Source organism: Bradyrhizobium ganzhouense (assembly GCF_049949285.1).
Classification (GTDB): Bacteria; Pseudomonadota; Alphaproteobacteria; order Rhizobiales; family Xanthobacteraceae; genus Bradyrhizobium; species Bradyrhizobium ganzhouense.
In genome coordinates this window covers 8,060,137-8,085,151 of record NZ_CP181318.1, presented here as the reverse complement: position 1 = coordinate 8,085,151, position 25,015 = coordinate 8,060,137, and the positions used below count along the sequence as shown (strand labels likewise).

The 25,015-nt window shown below is 62.6% G+C and carries 24 protein-coding genes; 14 read left to right on the top strand and 10 right to left on the bottom strand.

Annotation, left to right across the window (positions count from 1 at the left end; genetic code table 11):
- Nucleotides 1-73: 73 nt before the first annotated feature.
- The 4 genes from ACLFLU_RS37645 to ACLFLU_RS37630 all read right to left on the bottom strand — a co-directional run bounded on the left by ACLFLU_RS37645 (nucleotide 74) and on the right by ACLFLU_RS37630 (nucleotide 2,875).
- Nucleotides 74-313 (bottom strand): hypothetical protein, encoded by a 240-nt coding sequence (locus tag ACLFLU_RS37645; protein WP_426409682.1) that lies wholly within the window; start codon nucleotides 311-313, stop codon nucleotides 74-76.
- A 38-nt stretch (nucleotides 314-351) separates the two neighbouring features.
- Nucleotides 352-1,350, bottom strand: coding sequence for an MBL fold metallo-hydrolase (locus ACLFLU_RS37640; protein WP_426409681.1), 999 nt, complete (start codon nucleotides 1,348-1,350; stop codon nucleotides 352-354).
- Nucleotides 1,351-1,433: 83 nt separating this feature from the next.
- Nucleotides 1,434-1,853, bottom strand: a complete 420-nt coding sequence (locus tag ACLFLU_RS37635) for a hypothetical protein (protein WP_426409680.1) — start codon at nucleotides 1,851-1,853, stop codon at nucleotides 1,434-1,436.
- Between the two features lie 29 nt (nucleotides 1,854-1,882).
- Nucleotides 1,883-2,875: a fumarylacetoacetate hydrolase family protein gene (locus tag ACLFLU_RS37630; protein WP_426409679.1), complete on the bottom strand. Its 993-nt coding sequence runs from the start codon at nucleotides 2,873-2,875 to the stop codon at nucleotides 1,883-1,885.
- A gap of 99 nt (nucleotides 2,876-2,974) precedes the next feature.
- On the opposite strand from ACLFLU_RS37630, the gene ACLFLU_RS37625 reads away from it, so the two are divergent.
- From ACLFLU_RS37625 to ACLFLU_RS37615, 3 genes are all read left to right on the top strand, one after another.
- Nucleotides 2,975-3,640: a GntR family transcriptional regulator gene (locus ACLFLU_RS37625; protein WP_426409678.1), complete on the top strand. Its 666-nt coding sequence runs from the start codon at nucleotides 2,975-2,977 to the stop codon at nucleotides 3,638-3,640.
- 96 nt (nucleotides 3,641-3,736) lie between these two features.
- Nucleotides 3,737-4,945 carry an MFS transporter gene (locus ACLFLU_RS37620; protein ID WP_426414156.1) on the top strand — a complete coding sequence of 403 codons (1,209 nt, stop codon included), beginning with the start codon at nucleotides 3,737-3,739 and terminating at the stop codon, nucleotides 4,943-4,945.
- Nucleotides 4,946-5,282: 337 nt separating this feature from the next.
- Complete coding sequence (locus ACLFLU_RS37615; protein WP_426409677.1) at nucleotides 5,283-6,305, top strand: hypothetical protein; 1,023 nt, start codon at nucleotides 5,283-5,285, stop codon at nucleotides 6,303-6,305.
- A 209-nt stretch (nucleotides 6,306-6,514) separates the two neighbouring features.
- On the opposite strand, the gene ACLFLU_RS37610 is transcribed toward ACLFLU_RS37615, so the two are convergent.
- Genes ACLFLU_RS37610 through ACLFLU_RS37600 form a run of 3 tightly spaced genes read right to left on the bottom strand, consistent with a single transcriptional unit; the run spans nucleotide 6,515 to nucleotide 8,358 of the window.
- Nucleotides 6,515-7,420: an NAD-dependent epimerase/dehydratase family protein gene (locus ACLFLU_RS37610; RefSeq protein ID WP_426409676.1), complete on the bottom strand. Its 906-nt coding sequence runs from the start codon at nucleotides 7,418-7,420 to the stop codon at nucleotides 6,515-6,517.
- 45 nt (nucleotides 7,421-7,465) lie between these two features.
- On the bottom strand, nucleotides 7,466-7,921 hold the full coding sequence (locus ACLFLU_RS37605; RefSeq protein ID WP_426409675.1) for a carboxymuconolactone decarboxylase family protein: 456 nt from the start codon (nucleotides 7,919-7,921) through the stop codon (nucleotides 7,466-7,468).
- A 20-nt stretch (nucleotides 7,922-7,941) separates the two neighbouring features.
- A complete protein-coding gene (locus ACLFLU_RS37600; protein ID WP_426409674.1) occupies nucleotides 7,942-8,358 on the bottom strand; it encodes a cupin domain-containing protein in 417 nt (138 codons plus the stop codon).
- A gap of 131 nt (nucleotides 8,359-8,489) precedes the next feature.
- Between ACLFLU_RS37600 and ACLFLU_RS37595 the strand changes: the two genes are divergently transcribed.
- Nucleotides 8,490-9,905: a PLP-dependent aminotransferase family protein gene (locus ACLFLU_RS37595; protein WP_426414155.1), complete on the top strand. Its 1,416-nt coding sequence runs from the start codon at nucleotides 8,490-8,492 to the stop codon at nucleotides 9,903-9,905.
- 106 nt (nucleotides 9,906-10,011) lie between these two features.
- Here ACLFLU_RS37595 and ACLFLU_RS37590 read toward each other — a convergent pair whose 3' ends face one another.
- Nucleotides 10,012-10,425, bottom strand: coding sequence for a RidA family protein (locus ACLFLU_RS37590; protein WP_426409673.1), 414 nt, complete (start codon nucleotides 10,423-10,425; stop codon nucleotides 10,012-10,014).
- 27 nt (nucleotides 10,426-10,452) lie between these two features.
- On the bottom strand, nucleotides 10,453-11,676 hold the full coding sequence (locus ACLFLU_RS37585; protein ID WP_426409672.1) for an acyl-CoA dehydrogenase family protein: 1,224 nt from the start codon (nucleotides 11,674-11,676) through the stop codon (nucleotides 10,453-10,455).
- A 145-nt stretch (nucleotides 11,677-11,821) separates the two neighbouring features.
- On the opposite strand from ACLFLU_RS37585, the gene ACLFLU_RS37580 reads away from it, so the two are divergent.
- Nucleotides 11,822-12,451: a Crp/Fnr family transcriptional regulator gene (locus ACLFLU_RS37580; protein ID WP_426409671.1), complete on the top strand. Its 630-nt coding sequence runs from the start codon at nucleotides 11,822-11,824 to the stop codon at nucleotides 12,449-12,451.
- An 8-nt stretch (nucleotides 12,452-12,459) separates the two neighbouring features.
- Here ACLFLU_RS37580 and ACLFLU_RS37575 read toward each other — a convergent pair whose 3' ends face one another.
- Nucleotides 12,460-12,990, bottom strand: a complete 531-nt coding sequence (locus ACLFLU_RS37575) for a flavin reductase family protein (RefSeq protein ID WP_426409670.1) — start codon at nucleotides 12,988-12,990, stop codon at nucleotides 12,460-12,462.
- 166 nt (nucleotides 12,991-13,156) lie between these two features.
- Between ACLFLU_RS37575 and ACLFLU_RS37570 the strand changes: the two genes are divergently transcribed.
- The 9 genes from ACLFLU_RS37570 (at nucleotide 13,157) to ACLFLU_RS37530 (ending at nucleotide 24,844) form a co-directional block, all read left to right on the top strand.
- A complete protein-coding gene (locus tag ACLFLU_RS37570) occupies nucleotides 13,157-14,371 on the top strand; it encodes an ABC transporter substrate-binding protein (protein ID WP_426409669.1) in 1,215 nt (404 codons plus the stop codon).
- Between the two features lie 3 nt (nucleotides 14,372-14,374).
- On the top strand, nucleotides 14,375-15,403 hold the full coding sequence (locus tag ACLFLU_RS37565) for a branched-chain amino acid ABC transporter permease (protein WP_426409668.1): 1,029 nt from the start codon (nucleotides 14,375-14,377) through the stop codon (nucleotides 15,401-15,403).
- Nucleotides 15,404-15,405: 2 nt separating this feature from the next.
- Complete coding sequence (locus tag ACLFLU_RS37560; protein WP_426409667.1) at nucleotides 15,406-17,202, top strand: ABC transporter permease subunit; 1,797 nt, start codon at nucleotides 15,406-15,408, stop codon at nucleotides 17,200-17,202.
- 2 nt (nucleotides 17,203-17,204) lie between these two features.
- Nucleotides 17,205-17,948 (top strand): ABC transporter ATP-binding protein, encoded by a 744-nt coding sequence (locus ACLFLU_RS37555; RefSeq protein ID WP_426409666.1) that lies wholly within the window; start codon nucleotides 17,205-17,207, stop codon nucleotides 17,946-17,948.
- Nucleotides 17,938-19,335, top strand: coding sequence for an amidase (locus ACLFLU_RS37550; protein ID WP_426409665.1), 1,398 nt, complete (start codon nucleotides 17,938-17,940; stop codon nucleotides 19,333-19,335). The genes ACLFLU_RS37555 and ACLFLU_RS37550 overlap by 11 nt, the downstream gene beginning before the upstream one ends.
- Nucleotides 19,325-20,158, top strand: a complete 834-nt coding sequence (locus ACLFLU_RS37545) for an alpha/beta fold hydrolase (protein WP_426409664.1) — start codon at nucleotides 19,325-19,327, stop codon at nucleotides 20,156-20,158. Before ACLFLU_RS37550 ends, ACLFLU_RS37545 begins: the two co-directional genes overlap by 11 nt.
- 75 nt (nucleotides 20,159-20,233) lie before the next feature.
- On the top strand, nucleotides 20,234-20,569 hold the full coding sequence (locus ACLFLU_RS37540) for a RidA family protein (RefSeq protein ID WP_426409663.1): 336 nt from the start codon (nucleotides 20,234-20,236) through the stop codon (nucleotides 20,567-20,569).
- Nucleotides 20,559-24,074 carry an indolepyruvate ferredoxin oxidoreductase family protein gene (locus ACLFLU_RS37535; RefSeq protein ID WP_426409662.1) on the top strand — a complete coding sequence of 1,172 codons (3,516 nt, stop codon included), beginning with the start codon at nucleotides 20,559-20,561 and terminating at the stop codon, nucleotides 24,072-24,074. The genes ACLFLU_RS37540 and ACLFLU_RS37535 overlap by 11 nt, the downstream gene beginning before the upstream one ends.
- Before the next feature lie 53 nt (nucleotides 24,075-24,127).
- Nucleotides 24,128-24,844, top strand: a complete 717-nt coding sequence (locus tag ACLFLU_RS37530; RefSeq protein ID WP_426409661.1) for an SDR family oxidoreductase — start codon at nucleotides 24,128-24,130, stop codon at nucleotides 24,842-24,844.
- Nucleotides 24,845-25,015 lie beyond the last annotated feature (171 nt).

The following is a 25,015-nucleotide window of genomic DNA, read 5'->3' as shown; positions in this document are numbered from 1 at the left end:
AGTTGCAAGCGACGAGGCCATCTTAGGTCGTCCCGTTAAGCTTCGTCATCGAGAGTCGTTCGCGCATCTGAGCTCATCCATGATGAAAGACGATGGGCTGGGCGCTCTTCGGTCCCCAATCCTTGAAGAATATCCGTGTCCCATCCTTCGTCGCTACGAACGCCATGATCTCTTCTCCTCGTTCTTGAGTGGAATGGTTCGCCTTGGCTTGGGCGGCCGCGGCCAAGGGCGGAAGCAGGGGCGTCGCGGCGATTGCGGCGCCGACGGCCAGGGCTGGTTCGCCGGGAGACGGCCCGCGCACCATCGCATTCATCGTTCGGCTTCATCGGATCTCCTCCGTCGGCCTATTCCCTAGTGCGCGTGCATCCCGCCATCGCCCTTGCAGGCGGGGCAACCCTTGTGGCCGAAATGGGCCTTGGCCATGAGGGCGAACAGGCGCATGGGATCGGCCGTTCGGCCTTGTCCCTCGAACTCGCGATAGGCGGCATCGACATTGACGACGAGCCGCTCCGGTTCGCTCCAGTCCCTGAAGGAATCCATCGAAATGTCGTTTGCCGCCTCCTCGTAGCTCATGCCGGCGTCGTATCGCTTTCTGGCCTCGACGAGGACGTATTCGAGATAGTGTTTCAGGTCCTGCACGCCGTTCTTGTCCGTAATGGCTCCGTGTCCGGGCACGATCGTCTCGACATCCCAGGACAAGATCCGGTCGCAAGCGGCGATCCAGTTCGAGATCGGGCCTGCCCAGACAATCGGGTGTCCCTTGACGAACATGATGTCGCCAGTGAACGCGGTCCTGTCCTGCGGGACGTGGACCAGCAGGTCTCCGGGCGTATGGGCGGGACCGACTTCAATCAGCTGTACCGTCTTGCTTCCCACTTTGAGCGTGAGCGACCCATCGAACGTGGTTGTCGGAGGTGTGGCCACGATGTCGGCGAAGTCGAATCGGCTGCCCATCACCTCGTGCATGAAGGCTCCGGCATCGCCGAGCGCTCGCCAGGCGCCGAACAGGTTTCGGAAGAATTCCGGAGGCCGTTCGTGCATCTCGTCGCGGCATTTGGTGGTGGCCACGATCCGCGCACCATTGACGAGCTGATTGCCGAAGGTATGGTCGCCGTTGGCATGGGTGTTGATAAGCGTGCCGATCCTTCGCGAGGCGAGGACTTGCCGGCGCATTCGGTCGAGCATCTCCCGCGTCGATCTGAGGTCGAACAACGTATCGACGAGCAGCGCCTCGTCTCCGTCGACGATGAGGCCGGCATTGCTGTAGCCCCATGAGCCGTCCGGTACCAACCAGGCGAAACACCCGTTGCCCAGATCGTGGAGACCTTTGGTGTACGGCCATCTCGTCATGTCCCTATTCCTTGCCTCTTAAACGCCTCTTCGGTGAGAGTGAGACCTTCAACTGCGTGCGGGACTACTCGGGGGGAGCCTGTTCACGCGACAGCGCGCTCCAGCATCTGGCACCAGACCTTGATTTCCTTGACCAAAACGCCCTTCGGCGTGGTCTGGACGTAATCGAGATCCACCAGCCTTATGGTCTTCCTGCGGACGGTCTCCTTTGGAATGCCCAGAAGAGCCGACACATCGATGATCCCGATCGGTATCACCTGGATCGTGCTGCCTGTGATCCTGGTGCCGAGATACCCGATTGCGAAGAAGATCAAGAGTTCGTCCGGAGTCAGCCCGAGCCGCTTCCTCGGGGACGAGAAGAGCCGCAACAGCCGGGCGATCTTCTCCCGATTCTGCAGCACGTGAGCCTGCTGCCGAAAGACATCGAACGACGGGTGCTTGATAGGCGACAAGATGTCCGGCCGATCGGCATTCGCCTGCAGGCGGTACGACTGTCGTTTCATGGCATCGCGTGCTTCCGCCTCGGGCAGCATCATTTGTCCGCCCGCAGCACGCGATTGCGCAGGACGCCGATGCGCTCAACCTCAAGCTCGACGACGTCACCGTGCTTCAGCCAGCGGTCGAGCTCCAGGCCGCAGCCCCCGCCAACCGTACCGGAGCCGAAGAACTCTCCGGCGTGGAGCGTCTCGCTCCGCGACACATAGGCGATCATCTCCTCGAAGGAGTGCAGCATTCCGCTGCTGTCGGCATCCGTCCAGGTCTCGCCATTGACTCTGGCCCGCATGGCCAGATTGTAGGGATCGGGAATTTCGTCCGAGGTCACGATCCACGGGCCGAGAACATTGCCGGCGTCAAAACTCTTTCCTTTCGCGGGACCCAGCATGCCCTGCATCTCCTCGAACTGTGCGTCCCTCGCCGAGAAATCGTTGTAGATCGTGTACCCGAAGATGTGTGAGCGAGCGCTGGAAGCGGTGATGTTGCGGCCGCCCCTGGACAGGAAGATGCCGAGCTCGAGCTCGAAATCCATGAGCCGGCTGTAGTCGGGCCAGAGCACGTCCGCGTCGGGACCGCTCACGCTGAATCGATTGGTGATGTAGTAGATCGGCCGGTCACGATAGACCTGTGGTACGTCATCGAGCGCCTTGACCGCCGCGGCAGCCGCCTCGTTACCCCGTTTTCTTGCGGCGATGCGCTGCATGCCGGCGGGCGCTCGGCGAATGTGGCCTGGAAACACAGAGAAATCGCGCATCTGAGGTGGTTCGGGGACTGGAGCATGCAGGCTCACCGCGGGCAACGGATACGACAAGCTCTCGTCTCGACCGGCCTCTTCGACCAGGCGTCGAAGGGCGTCGAGCGCGAGCTCGCCTGCTGCGATGAGTTCGAGAACGCTCGCCGGAAGCTGCGATGGCGTCGCGGTTCGCGCTTCCGCCAACCCCCAGTCCAGAACCCTCGGCGTTGAGCTGGCTTCAATCAACACGCCAGGCCGCGGGCACGAGCCAGCCCGCGAGAAGGTGACGAGTTTCATTTTCACCTCTTGCAAAAACTATATTTTTCTTAATAATATACATGAAATGAAAGATCAAGAGATAATGAGGAAGCATATATGTCCGTCGGGAGCCGATTGATGCCGCCGCACGACGAGGCCGCGACGCTGACGGAGCGTGCCGAGTTATTCCTGGAAGAGGCGATCGTGAAGGGACGCCTGTCGCCCGGGATGAAGCTCAGGATCGCCGACATCGCAAAGGAGTTCGGCGTCAGCCAGACGCCGATGCGCGAGGCGCTCTCACGGCTCGTGTCGCGCGGGCTCGTTGTGGCGGTGGGGCAGCGCGGTTTCCGCGTGGCTCCCACGAGCGCGGAAGATCTCGCCGATATTACGATGACGCGTGTGGCGATCGAGAGCGCCGCATTACGGCGTTCCATGCGCTTCGGCGATGGACGATGGGAAGGGGAGATCGTCTCGTCGCTGCACCAGCTCAAGCGGATCGCCGGGCGAAACAAGGTATTGAAGGACTCGCCGGAACTGAATCTCGTCCACAAGGGCTTTCATGCGAGCCTGATCGCGGGGTGCGGGTCGCCGCGCATGATGGATCTCGCCAGCCAGCTTTACGACCAGGCCTTTCGGTATCGCAGGATCATGATCGGGACGGCGATCAGCGCGGACGATTTCGTCGCCGAGCACGAGAGTCTGGCCGATACCGTGCTCTCGCGGTCTCAGAGCGCGGCCGCCGCCAAGCTCTCCGCTCATCTCGAGCGGACCTATTTGGACATCTACGGGACATTACCCGCCTAGGGCCCGGAAAGCTGCATCGAAACGCGCGGCGGCTTCGCTGGCGACAAGCCGGTGCGTTCAGCCGTCGTCAAAACAAGGGAGGGAAATTTGAGCATCATGGGAGACTCGACCAAGGTCAGGAAGCAGGAGATCGCCGAAGGCTGGCTCGTGCTGGTGACGTCGTTGTTCGGCATCGCCGTGGGCGCCGCGTCGCTGCTGTTCTACAGCATCGGCGTGTTCTTCGAACCGTTCCAGCACGAGTTCGGCTGGAATCGCGGCCAGATATCGGGAGCGCTGATCTATCTGACGCTGGGCTTCGTGATCTCCGGGCCGATCGCAGGGTGGCTCATCGATCGACATGGCGCCCGCATCGTCGCGCTCGTTTCTATCCCGATGCTGGCCCTGATCATGGCCGGACTGCACCAGCTCGGCAATTCATTGACCGCCTTCTACGCGCTGTTCTTCGCTGCGGGCAGTGCCGGCGGGGGTACGACCCCGATCGTCTACACCCGGGTCGTGAATGGCAGCTTCTCGTCGTCGCGGGGACTTGCGCTCGGCATCGTGCTCGCAGGTACCGGCATCGCGGCGCTCGTTCTGCCGCCGGCTCTGGCCGCGACCATCGGGGCGTCGGGTTGGCGCACAGGCTTCATGCTTCTCGCCATCGCGGCCGCGTTGGCCTGGCCGCTGGTGCTGGTGGGATTTCGCGGAGTTGAAGGCGCTGGTGTCCCGCGGAAGGACAATGCCGATGGCGTCGATCGCACGGAAGCGCTGAAATCCCGCGTGTTCTGGACGATCGCAATCGGCTTCATCGCCGTCGCCGCGGCGATCTCGGGTCTTGTGGTGCACATGGTGCCCCTCTTGCGCGACACCGGAATGTCGCTGCCCGAGGCCGCCGCGATTGCATCGTTCATCGGCATCGGCGTCATCGTTGGACGTGTGCTCGTGGGCTGGACGCTTGACCGGCTCTTCGCGCCGCATGTCGCAGCGGTGGTCTTCCTGCTGACGGCAAGCGGCTGCGTGCTGCTCAATCTCGGCGGGGCCTCGACCGCGCCTTTTGCCGCTTTCCTGCTGGGCTTTGCTCTCGGCGCCGAGATCGATCTCATCGCATACCTGACGGCACGCTACTTCGGCATGAAGAATTACGGTTTTCTCTACGGCTCGATCTACTCGATGTTCAGCATAGGTGCGGCTGCCGGACCTGCGATCGTCGGCCATCTCTTCGATTCCTACGGAAGCTATCGCATCGCGCTCTGGGTAATGGCTTCGTGCCTTGTGTTCGGAGCGGCGGCCGTCGCATCGCTCCCGCAATTTGCCAGAGGGCGCTGATCCGCGACACTTGTCGGAGAGACGAAGGCCGGGAGACGGATCGCGACCGCCTCCCGGCCTTCCTGCGTTTTGCGACGCATCCGGTCAGGTGTCGCAAGTCCAACACAGCGAGCGAATTTTCCTCTCATGGACCCAGTTTGGGTCTGACGACCCACATCGCGCCCCGTCCCGCGATGAAGTGGCTGGACTTCGAATGTCTTTGCCTGAGGCGAAGCGGCGAAGTGGGGAGTGACGGCGCCAGTTGGAAGCGCGGGCGGAACGGTCAACGTTGAGCCGACGTCCATCGAACAGCGGTCGCGCTCCGGATCGTTTCAATCGTCCAAGGGGGGACAGCTTAATGGTTCATAGTGCAAGATCGTTAGCGGCCGCATTCGCGTCGCTCGTGCTCATGTCGTCCGGCGATGCGTTCGCAGCGGACCTGCCGGTGAAAGCACCCGCAGCGGCTGCCGAGGCTCCGTTCTTCTTCGTCAACGACAACAGATTGACCTACGCATACGCGTTCACGGGCAGTTATCCCGGACTTGCGAACCAGACCGCGTCGCAGGTCGCCGCATTTACCCATTTCGATGCGTGGGCGTATGGCACCAATCTGATCAATCTCCAGCTGATCGAGTACGATCACGCGACCCCGGTATCCCCATGCCCGGTTCTGCAGCGGACGGGCTGCTCGGGTGCAACGGAATTCTATGGCTTGATACGAAGCACGTTCGGCTTCAACCAGATCTTCAACACGCAGGCATTTTCGATCGGTCCGTTACATAACGTGTCGTTCGAGGTCGGCGTCGATGGCGAGGCGATGAATACCTTGCTCGCGCCGAACAAGAAGGCCGTGGTAGCAGGCCTGCAGTTTGCCTTCGACCTGCCCTACAAGGGATTCTTCAACGTGGCCCCACTGCTCTACAAGGAGACGAACCACAACGCGTTTCTGACGCCGGCCTTCATCGCCGGCGCCGGTATCGTCGACGGAGTCCTCGACTATCGTCCGACATGGGCCGTCGAGGTCAACTACTACATGGATCTCGGCTTTCTGCCGCCGCAACTGCAATACTTCGCGATCAGCGGCCGCGCGGGCTGGTATGGTCCGAAGGGCACGGGCACGACCACCGCTCAGGCGCCACTGGCGGCGCAGCCGCCGACCGCAATTGAGCTCAATAGCGAACCGATCCGCCTGACCTTCGATGCCAGTAAGGCCGCCTGGGGTCCGAAATACTCCCACTTCGTGGATCTGTGGGTCGCCTATCGCTATTGGCAGAACAAGTTCGGCCTCGACCACAACGTCCATCCCGCGTGCGTCGCGCCAGCGACCAATCGAAGCTGCACGGAATCGTCGCTCTATTCCGGCATTACTGTCAAGTTCTGAGCGGCGCGATCGTGGTGTCGTGCCTGGCACCAATCCGGCTGCTGCCTGAACCGGACTTGACTCAGGTGACAAGGCAGCAGCAGGTCCACAACAAGACGATCGAGCACTCAGGCGCAATTCTTCAATTCCGCCCAGGGTGCTCGGCGCCGCGAGCACCGCGATCCCGTCATTCGTTCGCGGTACTCGGAGATCGTTTCGGCGTCATAACGTCATTTCCACAGTAGCGGCCGTGGTACGAACCCCAGCTTTGCCTTGGCGCGGCTATTGGAGGCACCCGTCAGCTTCGTGTGGTAGTAGACCGCTTCTTCGCTGGCGGTCTCGAGTGCCTGTTCTAGGCTCACGCGCGGCGGCTCCGGCGCATCGCCCCAGCGGGCGAAGGCCGGCAGCCATTCGGAAACGGGCAGCGGATCGTCGTCGACGACGTTGTAGATTCCCGGCTCAGCCGTCAGCGAGGCGATCGTTGCCGCGATGGCATCGTCGATATGGACGAAGGACCAAACCGCATTGCCTTCGCCGATGATCGCCGCCTCACGCTTGCGGACTTGCTCGGCGACGGCTCCGTCCGGGCGATACCACGTGCCGGGCCCGTAGAAGAAGCCGTAACGCAGGACCACGCCGTCCAGGGCTGGCGAAGCGAGGGCCTGATCCTCATACGCTCCGATGACGCGCGCGCTCTCGCCGATTTCGCCGGGCGCGTCGTAGCGGAGCTTGGCGCTCTCGTCGGCGAGCTCTCCCGCCGCAGCATCGAGGTAGAAGCCGCGTGACTGCAGGACGTAGCGCTTGACGCTGAGCTCCCTAGCCGCGACGAGCAGATTGTTGCCGCCCTCACGATGAAGGCGGGTATCGTTGGGCATCGACTTGATGATGTCGGCCGGATTAGCCGGAAGCCAGGTCAGCTGGTCGATCACCACGTCCGGAGCCGCTGTCTCGATCGCAACGCGCACCGCCTTCGGATCGAATGCGTCGGCGGTGGAGGCGGCGGCGCCAAGTTCGCGGAGACGATCGACGCCCGGACCCGCGCGTGTCATACCGACCACCCGATGCCCGAGCGTGCACAGCGCGCGCACAAGTGGCAGGCCCACGGCGCCGGTCGCGCCGGCAACGAATATCTTCATGACGATCTCTCTTGTTGGCCTGCGTTTGGAGGCAGGCGCACGCCCTTAGTTTCCGAGCGCTGCCTGCGGCGTGTTCCGGAAGCTGATGGCCATCCGGTTGTACGCATTCATCAGACCGATCGCGATCGTGAGGTCGACCAGCTCCTTTTCCTCGAAGACTGCGCGTGCGGTCTGGAACGCTTCATCCGGCACGCCGGTCTCCGACACGCGGGTCACCGTTTCGGCCCAGGCGAGCGCGGCGCGCTCATGCTCATTGAACAGATGGCCGGCTTCGACCCAAGCCTGAACGAGCGCGAGCTTCTCGATCTTCACACCCATCTTGATGAGGTCGCGGGTGTGCATGTCGAGGCAATAGGCACAGTTGTTGATCTGCGAGACACGCAAATAGACGAGTTCAATCAGATCGGCGGAAAGTCCGCTCTGCATGACATAGCCGTAGACGCCGCCAAGAGCCTTGACGCCGTTCGGAGCGAGCTGGTTGTAGTCGAGACGCCTGGTCATTGCTTCGTGGTCCTTGCGTTCTACTTGACGGGTGTCGTCAGCGCCTTGTCGTCGGTATCGACGACGAAGACCGCGAGCAGCTTCGCTGGCTCGGTCTTGCTTGCATTGCGGCTAATGGTATGGGTGGCACCGGGAGCTTCGAAAAAGCTTTCGCCTGCCTTGTAGACCCGCGTTGGCTCGTCATTGACCTTCGACTCGATGTTTCCCGCCAGGACATAGGCGTAGATGAAGGACGATTTCGCGTGGGTATGAGGAACGGAGGCTCCGCCGGGCGGATAGTCGACAACGACCGCGATCAGAGACTTGCCCGGAATGTTCGGTATCGCGTGCTGGAAATTCGGCGTGACCTTGTCGCCGACATTGTCCGCGGTAGCGGGCGCGGCAGTTGCAATGACAATGGCGGCAGATGCTGCGCCGACGAGAGCTTTCAGCTTCATGGTTGTTCTCCTTCCGCAACAGTAATTGTCGCTTCTTAGGTCCGAGAAAAGCACCAAGAATGCACAAAAATCGTGTACTACAGAGCGCCGTGACCAAGCGATTTCAATTGAAGCTCGACCGCTCTGCAAAGATGCCGCTGGCAGAGCAGATCCGAATGGGTATTGGCGTTGCGATCGAGCGCGGCGTGCTCACGCCCGGCGCGCGCCTGCCGTCCTGGCAAGATCTTGCGGCGCAACTCGGCGTGGCCCGTGGCACGGTGCGTTCGGCCTACGAAAAGCTGTCAGCGGCGCAACTCATCGTCGCGTCCCGAGCCGCGGGAACGCATGTCGCTGAGCGGCCTCGCGCAGTTGTCCGATCCGAACAGCCGCCGGATCCGGGCTCGTTTATGGGGATGTACCAGGAGATGACCCAGGGGCCAGCCATCTTCCAGATGGGGGTACCTGCCGAGGAGACGTTTCCGGCCACGCTGCTCGCACGGATCCGGTCCCATGCTGTTCGCGCGGAAGCGCGCGCATCACCGATCTACCCGGACCCACGCGGTGAATTTGAACTACGCAGGGAAATTGCGGCTTATCTCGCTGTCGCCCGTGGTATCGAGTGTTCGCCCTCGCAGGTCATTATTACCGGCGGATACAGCAGCGGCCTGGGGCTGGCGCTCCGCGTGCTTGGCCTCGAGGGACAGAGAGCCTGGATCGAGGAGCCCGGATTTCCGTTCACCCGTCGAGGCTTGGAGCTCGGGAGACTGTCGCTTGCGGCCATACCGGTCGACGCCAGCGGCATCAATGTTGATCATGGGCTGCGCCATGCCCCCGATGCGCGGCTGGTTGTCGTGACCCCAGGGCAGCAGGCCCCGCTCGGAGTTGTCTTGTCGCTGGAACGTCGATTGCGTCTGCTTGATTGGGCCGCCCAGGACAGCGTGTGGGTGATTGAAGACGACTATTTGAGCGAACTGCAGATGAAGGGACGAGCTGCGCCGGCGCTCGCCTCACTTGATCGCGGAGGGCGCGTTATCCACATTGGCTCCTTCAGCAAGACCATCAGCCCCACCTTGCGGCTTGGTTTCCTCGTCGCGCCCATTTCGCTTGTATCCCGCTTCTCGGAGGTTGCTGCATGCCTGGCGCCGCCGCCGGGTCCGTCCGTGCAGCTTGCGATCGCCGAGTTCATGCGCGGAGGCCACTACCTGCGCCATCTTAGGCGTACCAAGCGTGCCTACTCCGTTAAACGTGACGCCTTGCTGGAGTGCCTGCAGCCGCAGGTCAAGGCTGCCGGCAGCATCGCAACGGCAGGGTTGGCCGTCCTACTGAGATTGCCCAACGGTGTGCCAGATACATCCATTGCGAGGGAAGCCCTCGCGCTCGGAATGGCACCGGTCCCTCTGTCAACTTGGTATGCACGGCCGGCTTCCGGACGATCGGGCCTGCTTCTGGGCATCGCGACGGCGCCAAACAAGCATCTCGCGAGATCCTGCGAGCGCCTTTGCGCGATCATCGAGCGCTTGAGTCTGCCCCGTAGGCGGGCGCGAGTTGCGCTCCCTGACGAGTGGTGAGTGTCGCGCCTCTGTTTGAGAGAAGACCACGCTTCCACGGAGCTACGAGAAAAATGGTCGGGATCGCGATCGATCCCGACCCAGTCTGGGAGGAAACGGACTGCGCTCAGTTCCTGGCGGCGGCAACTGCCTTGATCTCGATGATCAGGCCCGGACGGGCCAGACCGGCGATATCGAGGATGGTCCACGTCGGAAACGGGGCTGGCACGTATCGCTCCTTGACCTTCATGAAATCGGCCAGGTGACTATGCAAACCGACATGATACGAAACGAGTTCGACGAGATCGCTCATCTGGCAACCCGCTTCCTCGAGAACCAGCTTGAGACGCTCGAAGGCATTGACGAATTGCTGTTCCGGTTTGTCCGGCATCGATCCGTCCGGATTGAGTCCGATCTGTCCCGCGACGAAAACCAGGCCACCCGCTTTCACGGCCGATGAATACTGAAATCTATCGAAGATCGTGCCTCCGCCTGCGGTCGCGAATATCGGGTTCTTGGAGACATAGGTGGTCTTGGTCATGGGGTATCCTTTCTTCGTTGTCGTCAATCAGAGGCGTGTCCCCGGGGACAGGTCGAGGCCGAGCAGCAGCCGTCCATAGGCCTCCGCGATCGGTTCAGGCTGGAGCAGGAAGTGCGAACTCATGGCGTGGATATCGCGAAACAGCCGCTCGATCCGAGTCCCTTCGGGGAGCATTGATCCGCCAAGCGAAGCGAACAGGCGCTGTGCAGAGGCCAATGCCTGGCGCGAGGCAACCGCGACTTTCGTGCGGCTCAAGCCGCGCTCTTCGAGCGAGAGTGTGCCGCATTGAAGGATCTGGTCTTCAATCGCAACCGTCTCGGATAATAGGAAATTCCGCAGAAAGCTCATGGTGGCGGCGCTGGTTCCGGCTTCAACTTGAGCAATCTTGTCGTTGATCTGGGCCTGCTGGTTGCCGGAACTGACGCGCGCGCGAATGATCTTGATGCTCTCCTCACTGCAAGCGCTTGCCACACCCAAGGTTGGGGCCAAGACCGACATCGCGTTCGCTGTGTTTAATGGGAAATCGTAGACCGGTTCTGTATTCGGACAGGTCGGATGCTTCTTTCCTGCTTGCAACTCAGCCCAACTCATGAAGCGATGGGCAGGAACGAACGCTTTGCCAAGAGTTATGTTCTTGCTGCCGGTTCCGCGCATACCCATCACGCGCCAGCTCTGGTGATCAATGGTAAACGCGGATTGAGGAACGAGCACAACGTGCGGTGCTGCGGCACCGTCCTTGGCGGGAATGTTGATAAGAATTCCAAGCCAGTCAGAAACGTCCACGCCGGAAGCATATCGCCAGCGCCCACTGAGAACGATACCTCCATCGGCTGGTTCGATCTCTATGTCTTGCCCGACGCCGCCCGTCAGCATGGGAACGATCGGCGACACGCCGGGCGCGAACACGTCCTTCTGCGCTTCGGCCGAGAATTTGCCGAGCATGAGGATGTTGGCGCTGGTCAATCCGGCGAGCCAGGCGCTCGAGGAGCAGCCCCGGGCAACGTGGAAGGTCGCTTCCCAGGCAAAGCGCGGCGAAACGCCAAATCCACCGAAGCGCGAGGGGCGCATGAGATCGAAGAGTCTCGTTTCAAACAGGCGCTCGGCAACGTCGTCCGGTATGCGCCGGGCCTCTTCGATCCGAGCTGCCTGTTCGCTAAGCCACGGCACCAGGGCGGCTGTCTTTTCGACAACCTGCTCGGCCCCGCGCAGATCCGAATCGACCTCTTCGGCGGTTCGTTGAGCTAGACCCATTGCGATTGCCTCCTCTCGCGCTATCATTCACGTCGGATACCGCGGGGTGATGTTTGCGCGCTGTATCGCCGGATACGTGCATGTTGTTCTTTGGGGAAATCTGCGGAGGGCATGAATGACGAAAAAGCCCGCCGCGACCTGGCGCATGACGGATGCGCTTGCGGCCAAGCTGCGCTCGTTCGAGGGTAAGGTCAGGCTGCGCCGCTTCGCGGAAGGCGAGCAGCTTTACCGGCAGGACGAGGTCAATAGCTGCTTCTATTTCGTGAAATCGGGGCTCGTCCAGGTATCGATCTTCCGGCGGGACGGGACCGAAGTCGTGCTGGAAAACATGGGGCCGAACGCCCTGTGCGGTGAAGGCGCCGCGTTCGATGGATTGCCGAGGTTCTCGACGGCTGTGGCGGTTGAACCGACCGAAGCACTCGAGTTCGACGTGGCCAGGCTAGAATCCCTGATGCGAGAGGACCCGGAATTTGCCCTCGCCATGCTCCGGCTGACCAGTCTCAAACAGCGGATACTTGCGCTTCGACTGGAGCATCTCGTCTCCAATGATCCGGAAGAGCGCATCCTCGAACTGCTCAATCGGCTGAGCCGGATGTTTGCCGTCGATCACGAGCGAGGCCGGAAGATCTTGACGCATCTGACGCACGAGCAGATCGCGTCTATGACGGGCACTTCTCGCGTAACCGTCACCCGGACCCTTGGGCGGCTGCGCGACAAGGGGATGCTGTCCGTCGAGGACGGCTTCACCATCCTCGCCAAGAACCTCGACGTCTAAGCCTGGACTCAACCCGTCCACCACAGTTCTTCGACGCGTTGTTCCGTGGCTTGGTTCGGTTCATCGTAGGGAAGGCGCGCATACCTGCCTCCGTGATAGAGCAGCGGGGTTGCTGCGGTCACTGGCCCGAACATGTCCTCGATCTGGCCGATGAGGATGCGGTGGTCGCCACCCGGGTGCTCCGCAACGAGCCGGCAGCGGAAGGTGGCGTTGGCTCCCTCGATCCAGGGTACGTGCTCGATCTCCTGCCAGCGCCACGTCGGCGCGGCGAGGGGCTTGCCGGCATGATGCATCGATACGTCCTGCTGATCACCAGCGAGCAGGTTGACAGAAAAAGCACCGACGGCGGCGATCCGCTTTGCCGTAACGCTGGTCAGCGAAGCACAAAATAGCAACAGCGGCGGATCGAGGCTCACAGGTGTGAGGGAGTTGACCGTCATGCCGGTCGGACCTGATTCCCCTGCGACCGCGATCAACGTCACGCCGGTCGTCAGCCTCCGGAACAGCGTTCGAAAGTCCTGGGCGGTATCCCCGTTCATGCTGTCGATCTCCGTTGGCTGGGCCGGTCAAGATGTCCGGTTCTACCGTCGGCGAACGGTCGTCCGCTGTATCCAGCAGCACAAAGTCGCAGATGTATCCGCAGATACAGCGGAGCGGTGCGCGGCGGTGCCACGTTGCATCCATAACGGCAACCGTGAGGGGAACATGACCACGACCGCGAAGCGCACCTCCATTGCATTTGGCCTGTCCACACTGCTTACCGCCGGAGCCATCGCAATCTCCGATCATCATCCGGCAACAGCACAGGAGAAGCCGGAGTTGCGCATCGCCGCAATCATCGCGGTGACAGGGCCGGCGTCAGCCCTGGGGGCGCCGGAGCGGAATGCAGTCGACCTGTTTGATAAGACCTGGTCGAACCGCGAGGATCTCCCGTTCAGGATCAAGGTCATTTCCTACGATGACGGCTCGGACCCGACCAAGTCCGTCAGCCTTACGCGCAAGGCGATCGAGGAGGACAAGGCCCATGTCGTGGTCTGTTGCACCACCACGCCGAGCTCGATGGCCATCATCGACACCGTCAACGCCGCCAAGATCACGATGATCTCCATGGCCTCGTCGGCGACGATCGTCGAGCCGGCAAGTGCGCGTCTTTTCACCTTCAAGACGCCGACATCCGACAAGCTGATGCTCCAGCGCACGCTCAACTACATGAAGCGCCAGGGCATCAAGAAGATCGGGTTCTTCGGTCTCGAAGACGCTTACGGCGAAGGGGGCCTCAAGGAGCTCCAGAATGTAGCCAAGGACGTCGGCATCGAACTCGCAGCGACCGAGCGCTTTGCGCGTCAGGATACCAACTTCACGCCGCAGGCGTTGCGTCTGAAGCAGGCCGGGCTGGATGCGGTGTACGTCCATGCCATCCCGCCGTCGGCCGATCTTGCTCATGAGGCCTTGAAGCGGGTCGGTTATACCGGACCGATCTATCATGGTGCCGGTTCGTCGATCAACGCGTTCGTCGATATCGGCAAGGCAAATGTCGAGGGCGCCGTCGTCGGCGTCGGCGCATTGAACGTCTACGATCAGATCAAGAAGGACAATCCGCTTCGCCCGGTGCTTGCCAAGTTCGCCGAGCTGTACGACGGGGCGTACGGCAAAGGGAAAGTGGACCTTTTCGCCGGCCAGTCCTGGGACGCGATGATGCTGGCCGTAAACGCCTACCAGAATGCAACGGCTGCCGGGGCGAAGTCAGATGATCTGACCGCCGCCCGCGTCGCGATCAAGGATGCGATGGAGCGGACCAAGGAATGGCCGGGCGTGAATGGCGTCTTCAACATCACTCCGGCCGATCATCTCGGTCTCGACAGGCGTTCGACCTTCCTGTCGCAGATCAAGGGCGGCAAGTTCGTCCTCGTCGAGGAGTGAGCCTTGCTCGATACGCTCCTGTTCCTGCTTGCTGACGGCGTAACCAACGGTGCCGTCTACGGGCTGGTCGCCCTCAGCCTCATCGTGATCTACACGGTGACGCGCGTGGTGAATATCGCGCAGGGAGAGTATGTGACGCTGGGAGCGCTCTCGTTCGCCGGCGCGCTGTCCGGGTCGTTCAACGTGTTGAGCGCAATCGTCGCCGGCGGGCTCGGTGTATTCGCACTGAAGGACCTCGCCGATCGGCGGCTGTCGGTCGCGGTCAGAGTTCGCATCATCCTCTCGCGGGCATTCTGGATATTGGTCGTACTTGCCACCGCTTGGGCCGCCAGTGTTCTGCCGGGGTCCTATTGGCTCGCCGTTCTCGCCTCGCTGGTGGCGACCGCCTCGCTTGGAACGTTGGTCTATCGTCTGACCGTCGAGCCCGTGTCCGGCGCGTCTCCGATCGTGCTCCTGATCGTCAGCGTCGGCGTCTACATGGTCTTCCATGGTGCTGCCGTGATGATCTGGGGCGCGGAACCGCGCTCCGTTCCGCCGGTCGTCGACGGAGGTCTCACGCTGGGACCCATCTTCGTCACCTATCAGAGCCTCTGGATCTGTGCTTTTTCGGTGTTCGCGATGATCGCGCTCTATCTGTTCTCGGAGAGAACGTTGATCGGGCAGGCCTTGCAGGCCACGGCCGTCAACAGGACGGGGGCGCAGCTCTGCGGCATTCCCGTCAGCGTGGCCGGCCAGCTCAGCTTTGCGATCGGCGCGGGCTTCAGCGCGCTCTCCGGCCTGCTGCTCGCTCCGCTGGTGACGGCGAACTATGACATGGGCTTCCCGATCGGCCTCAAGGGCTTCGTCGCAGCGGCGCTCGGCGGGATCGTGGAGTATCCCACGGCGCTGGTCGGTGTCCTGCTGGTCGGACTGACCGAATCGTTCTCCGCGTTCCAGGTGAGCGCCTTCCGCGACGTCGTCGTCTTCCTGATGGTGATTCCCATTTTGCTGTGGCGGAACGCGGTCCGTCCACCCGACGCACACGAGCATTGATCATGAGCCCTCCGCAACCGGACATCCGACCGTCCTGGCGCACGCCCGGCGTCGCCTCGCTCGCCGCCGCGATTGGTCTGTTCGTGTTCGCCTGTATCGTCGCTGGTCTCGGTCCGCAGTACGACGTCACGCTTCTCGTCACGGTGGGCCTCACCGCTCTTGCGGCGATGGGCCTCACCCTCCTGCTGATCGCCGGCCAGGTTTCGCTGGGGCAAGCCGCTTTCATGGCCATCGGTGCCTATGTCTCCGCAATCCTCGCCCGTGACCATGATGTTCCCTCGATCCTCGCCCTTCTGATAGGTGTCGCCGCGTCCGCGGTCGCTGGAATTGTCGTGGGCGCGATCACGCTGCGGCTCAAAGGCCATTTCCTGCCGCTTGCGACGCTTGCCGTCGGCATCGCTACGAGCGCGGGCATCGTGGCCGCCGGCTCGTTGACAGGCGGCGCCTCGGGCCTTGGTCAGATTCCTCCGCTTGCGATCGGCCGGCTCGAACTGATGGACGAGCGCGCCTTTGCGATTTTGGTCTGGTCGATTGTCGCGGTGTTGGGCGGCGGATTGTCGCGATTGCTGCACAGTCGGACCGGGCGAGCCGTCGTTGCGCTGAAGACCAATGTCGAAATGGCGGAAGTGTTCGGCGTGAATGCTACGCGCCTGCGGTTGCTGGTATTCGTTGTCGCCGCGACGTTGGCGGGTCTGTCCGGCGGCCTCTATGCCTTCTACTTCAAATTCCTGAGTCCGGCGCCGTTTGGACTGACCTCGAGCATCAATCTTCTGATCGCATGCATCTTTGGCGGCATGGCCCATCCGCTCGGCGCCGTGCTCGGCGCGATGGCGATCACTGCGCTCGAAATGGTGTTGCAGAATACCGTGGCGCGCATGCTCGGATTGTCCGGACATGTCGAGATGATCGTGTTCGGAATCGTGTTGGTCGGTGTGCTGCTGCGGTGGCCTGGCGGTATCTGGTCCGCGTTGCAGCGCGTCTGGCCTACGTTCTCGGCGGCGCGGCCCGGCCGGAATATAGAATTGAGCCCGTCGAAGCGCGGCGCCGAGGGCGAGGATCTTCTGACGGTCACGGCCATCGCCAAGAACTTCGGCGGCTTGAAAGCGCTGCAGGACGTTTCCTTCTCGGTCGGGCCGGACCAGATCGTGGGTTTGATCGGCCCCAACGGCGCAGGCAAATCCACGACGTTCAATATTGCAACCGGGCTGCTTGAGCCCTCCGAAGGGAATGTTGTCCTCATGGGGGCAGCGCCGCCTGCGCGGGTGTCGGACCTGGTGCACCGCGGAGTGTCCCGCACGTTCCAGCATGTGCGGATCGTGCCGGAGCGGACCGTGCTCGAGAACGTGGCCTTCGGCGCCTACGCCCAGGGCCGTTCGGGAATCATCGCCGGGATGTTTGCTTTCGACCGCAGCGAAGAGGCGGCGACCTTTGCCAAAGCGTGGCGTGCGCTGGAGATCGTGGAGCTGGATGGGTTGGCCCATGAGCCGGCGTCACGTCTGGCGATGGGGCAGGCCAGGCTGGTTGAGATTGCCCGCGCGCTGATCAGTCGACCGAGGCTTCTGTTGCTGGACGAGCCGGCCGCTGGCCTACGCAGCGGCGAGAAGCTCAAGCTCGTCACGTTGCTGCACCGTCTGAAGCGGGCAGGCATGTCGGTTCTTCTCGTCGAACACGACATGGATCTGGTCATGAACTGTGTCGATCGGGTCGTCGTTCTGGATCGCGGGCAGGGCCTGGTGACTGGCTCTCCGGATGAGGTCCGTCGCGACGAGCGCGTCATCGCCGCTTATCTGGGAGCGTGATCATGCCGCATCTGCACGTTAGCGGATTGAACGTGGGCTATGGTCGAGCGACGGTGATCGAATCCCTCGACCTCGATGTGAAGCCCGGAGAGTTGGTCACTGTGCTCGGTGCCAATGGTGCGGGCAAGACGACCTTGCTCAACGGGATCATGGGCCTTTGTCCGCCGCGTGCGGGAGCCGTCATGCTCGACGGCGTCGAGCTCGCGGGCCTTCGCCCGGAGCAACTGGTCGGTCGTGGCGTGGTTCTTGTGTCTGAGCGGCGAGAGCTGTTCGGGAATCTCAGCGTGGAAATCAATCTGCGGCTCGGCGGCTATCGGTCCGGCGCGCCGACCAAATCGCTGGACCGGATCTACGGCCTGTTTCCGATCCTGGCCGAGCGGCGTCGCCAGAAGGCTGCGACGCTCTCCGGAGGCGAGCAGCAGATGCTGGCGGTCGGCAGGGCATTGATGGCCGAACCGCGCCTCTTGATGCTCGATGAGCCGTCGATCGGCCTGGCCCCGCTGATCGTCCAGGAGATCTTGCGTGTCATCGGCCAGCTCAAATCCGAAGGACTGACCATCATCCTGGTCGAGCAGAATGCACGATTAGCCCTGTCCGTGGCGGACCGAGGCTATGTGCTGGAGCTCGGCCGCATCGTGCTTGAAGGCTCAAGTGCCGAGCTTTCGGCCGATCCTCGGCTAAGCCAGGCCTACCTCGGAGGCGCCGCCGACTACGCCGCTGCGCGGGACCAAGTCTATGTCGACTGAAGGCGAAGCCGCAGGGCTGCACGAACGCTACAAGCGAGGCGGAGTATCGCCGGTAGATGTCGTGCGGGCGCAGCTCGATGCGATTGGTCGCCTGAACCGAGCCGTGAACGCCTTCGTCCTGGTCGATGAGGTCCTCGCTCTGAAAATGGCGCGGGCGTCGGAAATGCGGTATCGCCGGGGCGAGGCGCTCAGCCCGCTGGATGGCGTCCCGATCACGGTTAAGGATACGCTCAACGTCGCCGGCTGGCCGACGCGGCGAGGATCACAGACGACATCGGATGCGCCCGCGCCGAGCGACGCGGTTTCGATTGGACGCCTTCGGTCGGCTGGCGCGATCTTCCTCGGCAAGACGACGACCCCGGAGTTCGCCTGGAAGGGGCTGACCGAAAGCCCGCTCAGCGGCGTCACGATGAGTCCTCTGGATCCCGCTCGTCATGCGGGTGGCAGCAGCGGCGGGGCAGCGGCGGCAACCGCCTTGGGGCTCGGCGTCGCAGGAATTGGCACCGACGCTGCGGGATCGGTCCGTATTCCGGCTGCGTTCTGTGGTGTCGTCGGATACAAGCCGACGTTCGGAGCGATACCGCTCGATCCCTATCCGGCTGCGTTCTGGCAGCTTCCGCATATCGGGCCGATCACGCGGAGCGTGGCGGATGCGGCGCTTGCCGCCTTCGTGATGAGCGGTGCGGCGGGATCGGATTGGACGTCGCTGGCTCGGTCGGCGCCTGGCGAGCATTTGTCGGGCCAAGGGCGGCCGTCGAAGATCCGGATCGGGGTGCCGGCCGGACTGGACCGCCATCTCGACCGCGATATCAGGAGTGCCTGGGAGGACGCGCTCTCGGTCATCGCGGCCGACGCACCTATCGAAACCGTCGAGATCCCGATCGAGGAGTCGAGGGACATCGTCGGCATGCTCTATCGTCTCGGCTGCGCCTATGCCGTCTCTCAGGTCTCTGAGGACAAGCGCGGCCGCCTGCATCACGATCTTCTCGAGTTCATCGAACCCGTCAAACGGCTGACAGCCGAGGATCTGCTCGGACTGCAACGGCGCAGAGAAGAGATTGCGAGCCGGTTGTCCGCGATCCTGGTCGACGACATCGACGTCCTGCTGACACCGACCATGCCATGCTTGCCGCTTCGCGCGGACGCGCCGGCCGCCGCAGCGGTCGATTGGCTAAAATGGTGTCCGTTTACGCCGCTGTTCAATCTTTCACATGGTCCGGCCGTCTCGGTGCCTTGGCACAGCGCGTGCGCCGCGCTTCCAATTGGGCTCCAGGTCGGTGCCGCGCCAGGAAGGGACCGCAACGTCCTTGCTGCCGCTGCGATGATTGAGGCGCTCGACGCGCGCAGATGTGCGGCAGGCTCGCGGATGTCCGGTCATGTCGGTTGATTGCGCAACGCGTCATGTCCTGGAGGTCGGTCCTCTCGCCGCGGGCGGACCGGCGCACGTCTCATTCCTGAGGGCGGGGCAAGGTGCCCCCGTTTTTCTCCTACATGGTTTCGCTTCCGACGCGAATGACGACTGGGTCGAGACCGGCTGGTTCGACGCACTGGTCGCCGCAGGATTGGACGTGGTCGCTCCCGATCTGCGCGGACATGGCCGCAGCATCAAATCCCGCGATCCTGCGGACTATCGGCTGGATGCATTCACCAGTGACGTCATCGCGCTCGGACGCCATTGCTGGGGAACGCGTTCGTTCAGCATCGTCGGCTACTCGATGGGGGCACACGTTGCGATGTCAGTTGCATCGGCGTCGGCAAGCCGCATCGTTAGCCTCGTGCTGGGCGGTATGGGCGATCGAATCGCCGCAACCGTGGGGCTTGCGCCTGAATTCGCCGACGCGCTCGGAGAGGATGAGGAGGTTTCGTCTGGCGACCGGTCGCAGCTCCCGTCCTACGCCGTTCGGTTCAGGCAGCACGCTGCTTCGCGGCCGTTCAACGATCTCAGCGTTCTCGCGGCATGCCTGCGTGGGCAGTCCGGGACTTTTGACCTCGATCGCCTCGCGACGGTGACCGCGCCCACGCTCGTTATGGTCGGCGACCAGGACAAGTTGGCGGGCGCCCCATATCCGGTGGTGGCGTTCTTTGCCAGGGGCGAGGGACAGACCGTGCCTGGAGTCAATCACGCTTCGGCGCTTGCCGACCGGACCTTCCGCGAGCGTGCACTGGCCCACATCATCCGCGACGCCGCGGCGATCACCAACTCGGAGTAACTGATCATGACGACGACGAGATCGCGGACCTACGACGCGCTGCCTGCGCCGTTCGGAAAGTTCGCTCATGCGACAGTGCTGCCGCTCGCGGGAACGAAGCTGGTGTTCGTGTCGGGCGTCACGGCTCGGGAGTCAGGTGCGCAGGATGCGGAAGCGCAGACGCGCGTGATCTATGAGCGTATCCGGTCGGTCCTCGATGAGGAAGGCGGGGGATTTCAGCACGTCCTGAAGATGAACGTGTTCGTGCTCGATATCCGCGACTACCCGGCGACCAACAAGATCCGCGAGGAGTTTTTTGCCGGGATCGATCCGCCGGCAAGCACGCTCGTCGAAGTCTCCAAATTCGTGCGCCCGGACGTCCGGGTGGAGATCGAATGCATCGCGGCGATTCCTGAAAAAAATGAACGATAAGATAAAGAACCCTCCAGCCATGCGCGAAGTGTCGCTTTCGGACAAATTCGACCTCATCAGCGGCACGATCTTCATCACCGGAAAGCAGGCCCTGTCGAGAGTGCCGCTGCTGCAGCGGGAGCTCGACCGGCGGCGTGGCTTACGCACTGCGGGCTACATTTCCGGCTATCGGGGGTCTCCCCTCGGCACGATCGACAATGAGCTCCTGAAGATCGTCGACCGCCTGAAGGCCGCCGACATCGTCTTCGAGCCCGGGCTGAACGAAGATCTCGCGATGACCGCCGTGTGGGGCAGTCAGCAGCTCGACTTCGTGCCGGGACGCCGCGTCGATGGCGTATTCGGCATGTGGTATGGCAAAGGTCCCGGCGTCGATCGGTCCGGCGATGCGATCAAGCACGCCAACATGTCGGGAACCCATCCTAACGGGGGTGTGCTGCTTGCGTTTGGTGACGACCATGCCGGCAAGTCGTCGTCCCTGGCGCATCAGAGCGATGTTGCGCTTGCGGCACATGAAGTGCCGATCCTTTATCCGTCGGACGTACATGACATCTTCAAGTTCGGCCTGGCCGGCTTTGCGATGTCGCGCGAATGCGGACTGCTCGCGGGACTGAAGCTCGTCAACGAGACGGCGGATTGCACCCAGGCCGTTGAGTTTTCACTCGACGAAGTGATGCCCGTTCTCGAAGAGACGCCGACTGGGCGCCGCGACGTCAGCATTCGCGTGGAAATGCTCGCGGTCACGGCGCAGGACCAGAGGATGGTCCGAAACAAACTGCCGCGCGTGCACGCGTTCGCGAGGCGAAACGGGATCGACCGTGTCGCGTTCGGAGCGGAGCGGCCTTCCTGCCTGGGCATCGTGACCGCCGGCAAGGCTTTCCAGGACGTTATTGATGGGCTGCGGCTCCTCGGCATCGACGACGCCCTCGCGTGCCGGCTGGGCATTGGCGTCCTGAAAGTGGGCCTGATCTATCCGGTCGACCCGGAGCCCCTGAATGCATTCGCGCAGGACGCTGCCGAGCTGCTCTTCGTTGAGGAGAAGCGGCCTCACATGGAGCTCCAGGCGGCCGCGCTGATGTACCATTGGGCCCGGCGACCGAACATTTCGGGGAAGCGCACCCCGGATGGAGAACCGTTGCTTCCAGCGGACGAGCCGTTGGATGCCGCCAGCGCCGGGCTCGCGATCGGCCGTCGTATCCTGGCTGTCGTTCCGGCCGATCTCACAGACGCCGCAGCGCTGGAGGGGGCGCTTGATCGGCTCTCCGGACGCCTCGCGTCGGTCAAGCAAATCGAGATCGGTTCGCTCGCGCGCCGTCCCGTTTTCTGCTCGGGCTGCCCCCACAACCGGTCGACGAAGCTACCGGAGGGTTCGTTCGGTGTGGCCGGAATCGGTTGCCACGGCCTCGTGCAGTTCATGGACCGCAACCCTTTGCCATGCACCCACATGGGGGCGGAAGGGGTGAACTGGATCGGGCTGTCGCATTTCACGGACACAAAGCATGTGTTCGTCAATCTTGGTGACGGCACCTTCTCCCATTCAGGCTCGCTGGCCATTCGTGCGGCAGCCGCGTCAGCCGCGAACGTGACGTTCAAGATCCTCGTCAACGACGTGGTCGCAATGACGGGTGGCCAGACCGTCGAAAGCGGTCTGTCGGTCGAGGCCATGGTCCGGCAAGTCTTGCTGGAAGGCGCCAAGCGCGTCGTGGTCGTAGCCGAGGATCCGGATGACGTCCGCTCCGGACACGCATTGCCGGCTGACGTTGCAGTCCTTGCCCGTACTCACATGGAGAGCGTGCAGCGGGAATTGCGCGAGGTTCCGGGAACGACCGTCATCGTCTACGTCCAGATGTGCGCCACCGAGAAGCGCAAGAGACGTAAGCGCGGCAAGCTCCCTGCTGCTTCGAAGCGTGTCGTGATCAATCCGGCGGTTTGCGAGGGTTGCGGGGACTGCTCCAAGGCATCGAACTGTATGTCCGTACAACCGTTTGAGACCGAGTTCGGCCGCAAGCGCCGCATCGACCAAGCGAGCTGCAACAGCGACATGTCCTGCCTCGAAGGCTTCTGTCCTTCGTTCGTGACGATCGAAGGCGCTGAGCTCAAGAAACCGGAGCCAATCGATCTCGACGCGGCAGTTTCCCGATTGCCGAGGCCGGAAACCAGGGGCGCCGACCGCGAAGCATTCGGCATTCTGCTCGCGGGTATCGGCGGAACCGGCGTGGTGACGGCCTCTGCGATCGTCGGCATGGCGGCTCATCTCGAGGGACGTGGCGTCGGCATTTACGACATGACCGGCCTCGCCCAGAAGGGCGGGGCGGTTTACAGCCATTTGCGGATCTTGCCCACGCCACAAAGCGTGGCGCCGCTGCGCCTTGGTCTGGAGGATGCAGGCCTTCTCATCGCATCCGACGTCGTCGCGGCAACCCAGCTCGAAGCCTTGAAGACGGTGGGGTGCTCGACGACAGTCCTCGTCGACCATGAGGTGGTCGCGACGCAGACGTTTCATGAAAACGGCAACATCGATCTCGACGCCGAACGACTCGTTCGCCGCATCGAACGGCGAGCCGAAAGACAGCCTCTTTGCGTGCCCGCGAATGACCTTGCAAGGCGTGCGTTCGGCGATCCGATCTCTGCCAACATGATCATGCTGGGATATGCCCTACAAATGGGAGCACTACCATTATCGCCGGACGCGATGGAGCAGGCGATCCGACTGAACGGCGCAGACGTGGACGGAACGCTGCGCGCATTCCGTCTCGGAAGGCTGTATTTCGCAGATCCAGGGACGGCGCAGAGCTTACTGGCTACGGATGAGCCGGAGATGACGATGGCACCGAAGCCCGTCGACACGTTGCAGGAGCGCATCGCCGTCCGGATCGACGCGTTGCGGTTCTACCAGGATGCCGCCTATGCCGAACGCTTCCGCGCCCTCGTCGAGCGCGTGCGGAGCGCGGAGGACAATGTGGCGGCGGGCTCGACCCGACTGACCGAAGCGGTCGCTAGAAACGCCTTCAAACTCATGGCCTACAAGGACGAGTACGAAGTCGCTCGGCTGCTGACTGAACCGTCCTTCTTGGACAGCGTGCGGCGCCGGTTCGACGGTGGCATGCTCACACTGCATTTGGCTCCGCCCATTCTGTTTGGTGGTGATCCGGCGACCGGTCGCCCGCGCAAGAGAGCGTTTTCGGCACGGTCTCTGTTGCCCGCGCTGCGTATGCTGGCGCGAGGCAAGGTGCTGCGCGGTTCGCCGCTGGATCCTTTCGGTTGGATGCACGAACGCCGCATGGAACGAAGGTTGCGTGATCAGTACTTCGCGCAGGTCGATGAAATCGTGGCCGACCTTGACGGCAAGAACCTCGAAGCGGCCGTGGCTCTGGCGTCTTATCCCGACGAGATCCGAGGCTACGGCCCGGTGAAGGATGAAACGGTCAAGCGAGCGCAAGCCCATGTCGAAGCATTGCGCGTGCAATTCAACGAAAGCTCGCCCGGTGGCCTGACCAATGCTGCCTAGCGTTAGCTGCAATCAACCGAGCGACGGCAACGATACCGGAAGGAAGCTCTTGCATGCATGGCGGTCTGAAAGATTCGCGATTTCTTGTCGTAGGAGGCAGCTCTGGCATCGGCTTGGCTGTCGCAATGGCGGCCGTCGAAGCCGGCGCCGCTGTCACCATAGCTTCTCGCTCGCAAGTCAAGCTTGAATCGGCACTTGTAGAGTTGGGATCGAGCGCCAGAGGGCGGCAGCTCGATGCGACCGATCATGAGGCAGTTGATTCCTTCTTCGGTGCCGACGCCGCTTGGGATCACATTGTCGTATCGGCCGCGGAGACAACGAGCGGACCGGTCCGAAGGCTTGACCTATCCGGGGCACGCGCGACCATGGATAGCAAGTTCTGGGGTGCCTACCACGTGGCACGGTCGGCCAGGATCAGCGAGCGCGGATCGCTTTGCCTGGTCTCCGGCTTCAGGAGCGTTCGCCCGTCGGCGAATACTGTACTGCAAGGTGCAGTGAACGCGGCACTTGAGGCGCTCGCGCGCGGTCTGGCTCTTGAACTCGCTCCGATCAGGGTGAACGCCGTATCACCCGGTTTGATTGCGACGCCACTGTGGTCCGGATTGGCGAAAGCCGAACGCGAAGCGATGTTTGCGAGTACCGCGGAACGGTTGCCTGTCCGGTCTATTGGCGCGCCTTCGGATATCGCAAGCGCAGTATTGTTTCTGGCATGCACGCCGTTCGCGACCGGTTCAACAGTCGTGGTAGATGGAGGCAGTACCATTGCGTGACCAACTGTTGTGGCGCCGCGCATCTAACTCGCATTGGCGCTAGCCGTCGGCGCGTCAGTTCAAATCTCTTCCGCTGTTCTGGCGGCAATCGGGTTCTCAGATTAGCGAGCTAACGACCAACGTCGCTCGCTCGCCAAGCTATCTGCCCTTGGCCACGAGTTTCGTTCGGAT

Bases quoted from the DNA above. Each gene is read 5' to 3' on its own strand.
- ACLFLU_RS37645 (WP_426409682.1), bottom strand. From the start codon at position 313: ATGAATGCGATGGTGCGCGGGCCGTCTCCCGGCGAACCAGCCCTGGCC.
- ACLFLU_RS37640 (WP_426409681.1), bottom strand. From the start codon at position 1,350: ATGACGAGATGGCCGTACACCAAAGGTCTCCACGATCTGGGCAACGGG.
- ACLFLU_RS37635 (WP_426409680.1), bottom strand. From the start codon at position 1,853: ATGAAACGACAGTCGTACCGCCTGCAGGCGAATGCCGATCGGCCGGAC.
- ACLFLU_RS37630 (WP_426409679.1), bottom strand. From the start codon at position 2,875: ATGAAACTCGTCACCTTCTCGCGGGCTGGCTCGTGCCCGCGGCCTGGC.
- ACLFLU_RS37625 (WP_426409678.1), top strand. From the start codon at position 2,975: ATGCCGCCGCACGACGAGGCCGCGACGCTGACGGAGCGTGCCGAGTTA.
- ACLFLU_RS37620 (WP_426414156.1), top strand. From the start codon at position 3,737: ATGGGAGACTCGACCAAGGTCAGGAAGCAGGAGATCGCCGAAGGCTGG.
- ACLFLU_RS37615 (WP_426409677.1), top strand. From the start codon at position 5,283: ATGGTTCATAGTGCAAGATCGTTAGCGGCCGCATTCGCGTCGCTCGTG.
- ACLFLU_RS37610 (WP_426409676.1), bottom strand. From the start codon at position 7,420: ATGAAGATATTCGTTGCCGGCGCGACCGGCGCCGTGGGCCTGCCACTT.
- ACLFLU_RS37605 (WP_426409675.1), bottom strand. From the start codon at position 7,921: ATGACCAGGCGTCTCGACTACAACCAGCTCGCTCCGAACGGCGTCAAG.
- ACLFLU_RS37600 (WP_426409674.1), bottom strand. From the start codon at position 8,358: ATGAAGCTGAAAGCTCTCGTCGGCGCAGCATCTGCCGCCATTGTCATT.
- ACLFLU_RS37595 (WP_426414155.1), top strand. From the start codon at position 8,490: ATGCCGCTGGCAGAGCAGATCCGAATGGGTATTGGCGTTGCGATCGAG.
- ACLFLU_RS37590 (WP_426409673.1), bottom strand. From the start codon at position 10,425: ATGACCAAGACCACCTATGTCTCCAAGAACCCGATATTCGCGACCGCA.
- ACLFLU_RS37585 (WP_426409672.1), bottom strand. From the start codon at position 11,676: ATGGGTCTAGCTCAACGAACCGCCGAAGAGGTCGATTCGGATCTGCGC.
- ACLFLU_RS37580 (WP_426409671.1), top strand. From the start codon at position 11,822: ATGACGGATGCGCTTGCGGCCAAGCTGCGCTCGTTCGAGGGTAAGGTC.
- ACLFLU_RS37575 (WP_426409670.1), bottom strand. From the start codon at position 12,990: ATGAACGGGGATACCGCCCAGGACTTTCGAACGCTGTTCCGGAGGCTG.
- ACLFLU_RS37570 (WP_426409669.1), top strand. From the start codon at position 13,157: ATGACCACGACCGCGAAGCGCACCTCCATTGCATTTGGCCTGTCCACA.
- ACLFLU_RS37560 (WP_426409667.1), top strand. From the start codon at position 15,406: ATGAGCCCTCCGCAACCGGACATCCGACCGTCCTGGCGCACGCCCGGC.
- ACLFLU_RS37555 (WP_426409666.1), top strand. From the start codon at position 17,205: ATGCCGCATCTGCACGTTAGCGGATTGAACGTGGGCTATGGTCGAGCG.
- ACLFLU_RS37550 (WP_426409665.1), top strand. From the start codon at position 17,938: ATGTCGACTGAAGGCGAAGCCGCAGGGCTGCACGAACGCTACAAGCGA.
- ACLFLU_RS37545 (WP_426409664.1), top strand. From the start codon at position 19,325: ATGTCGGTTGATTGCGCAACGCGTCATGTCCTGGAGGTCGGTCCTCTC.
- ACLFLU_RS37535 (WP_426409662.1), top strand. From the start codon at position 20,559: ATGAACGATAAGATAAAGAACCCTCCAGCCATGCGCGAAGTGTCGCTT.
- ACLFLU_RS37530 (WP_426409661.1), top strand. From the start codon at position 24,128: ATGCATGGCGGTCTGAAAGATTCGCGATTTCTTGTCGTAGGAGGCAGC.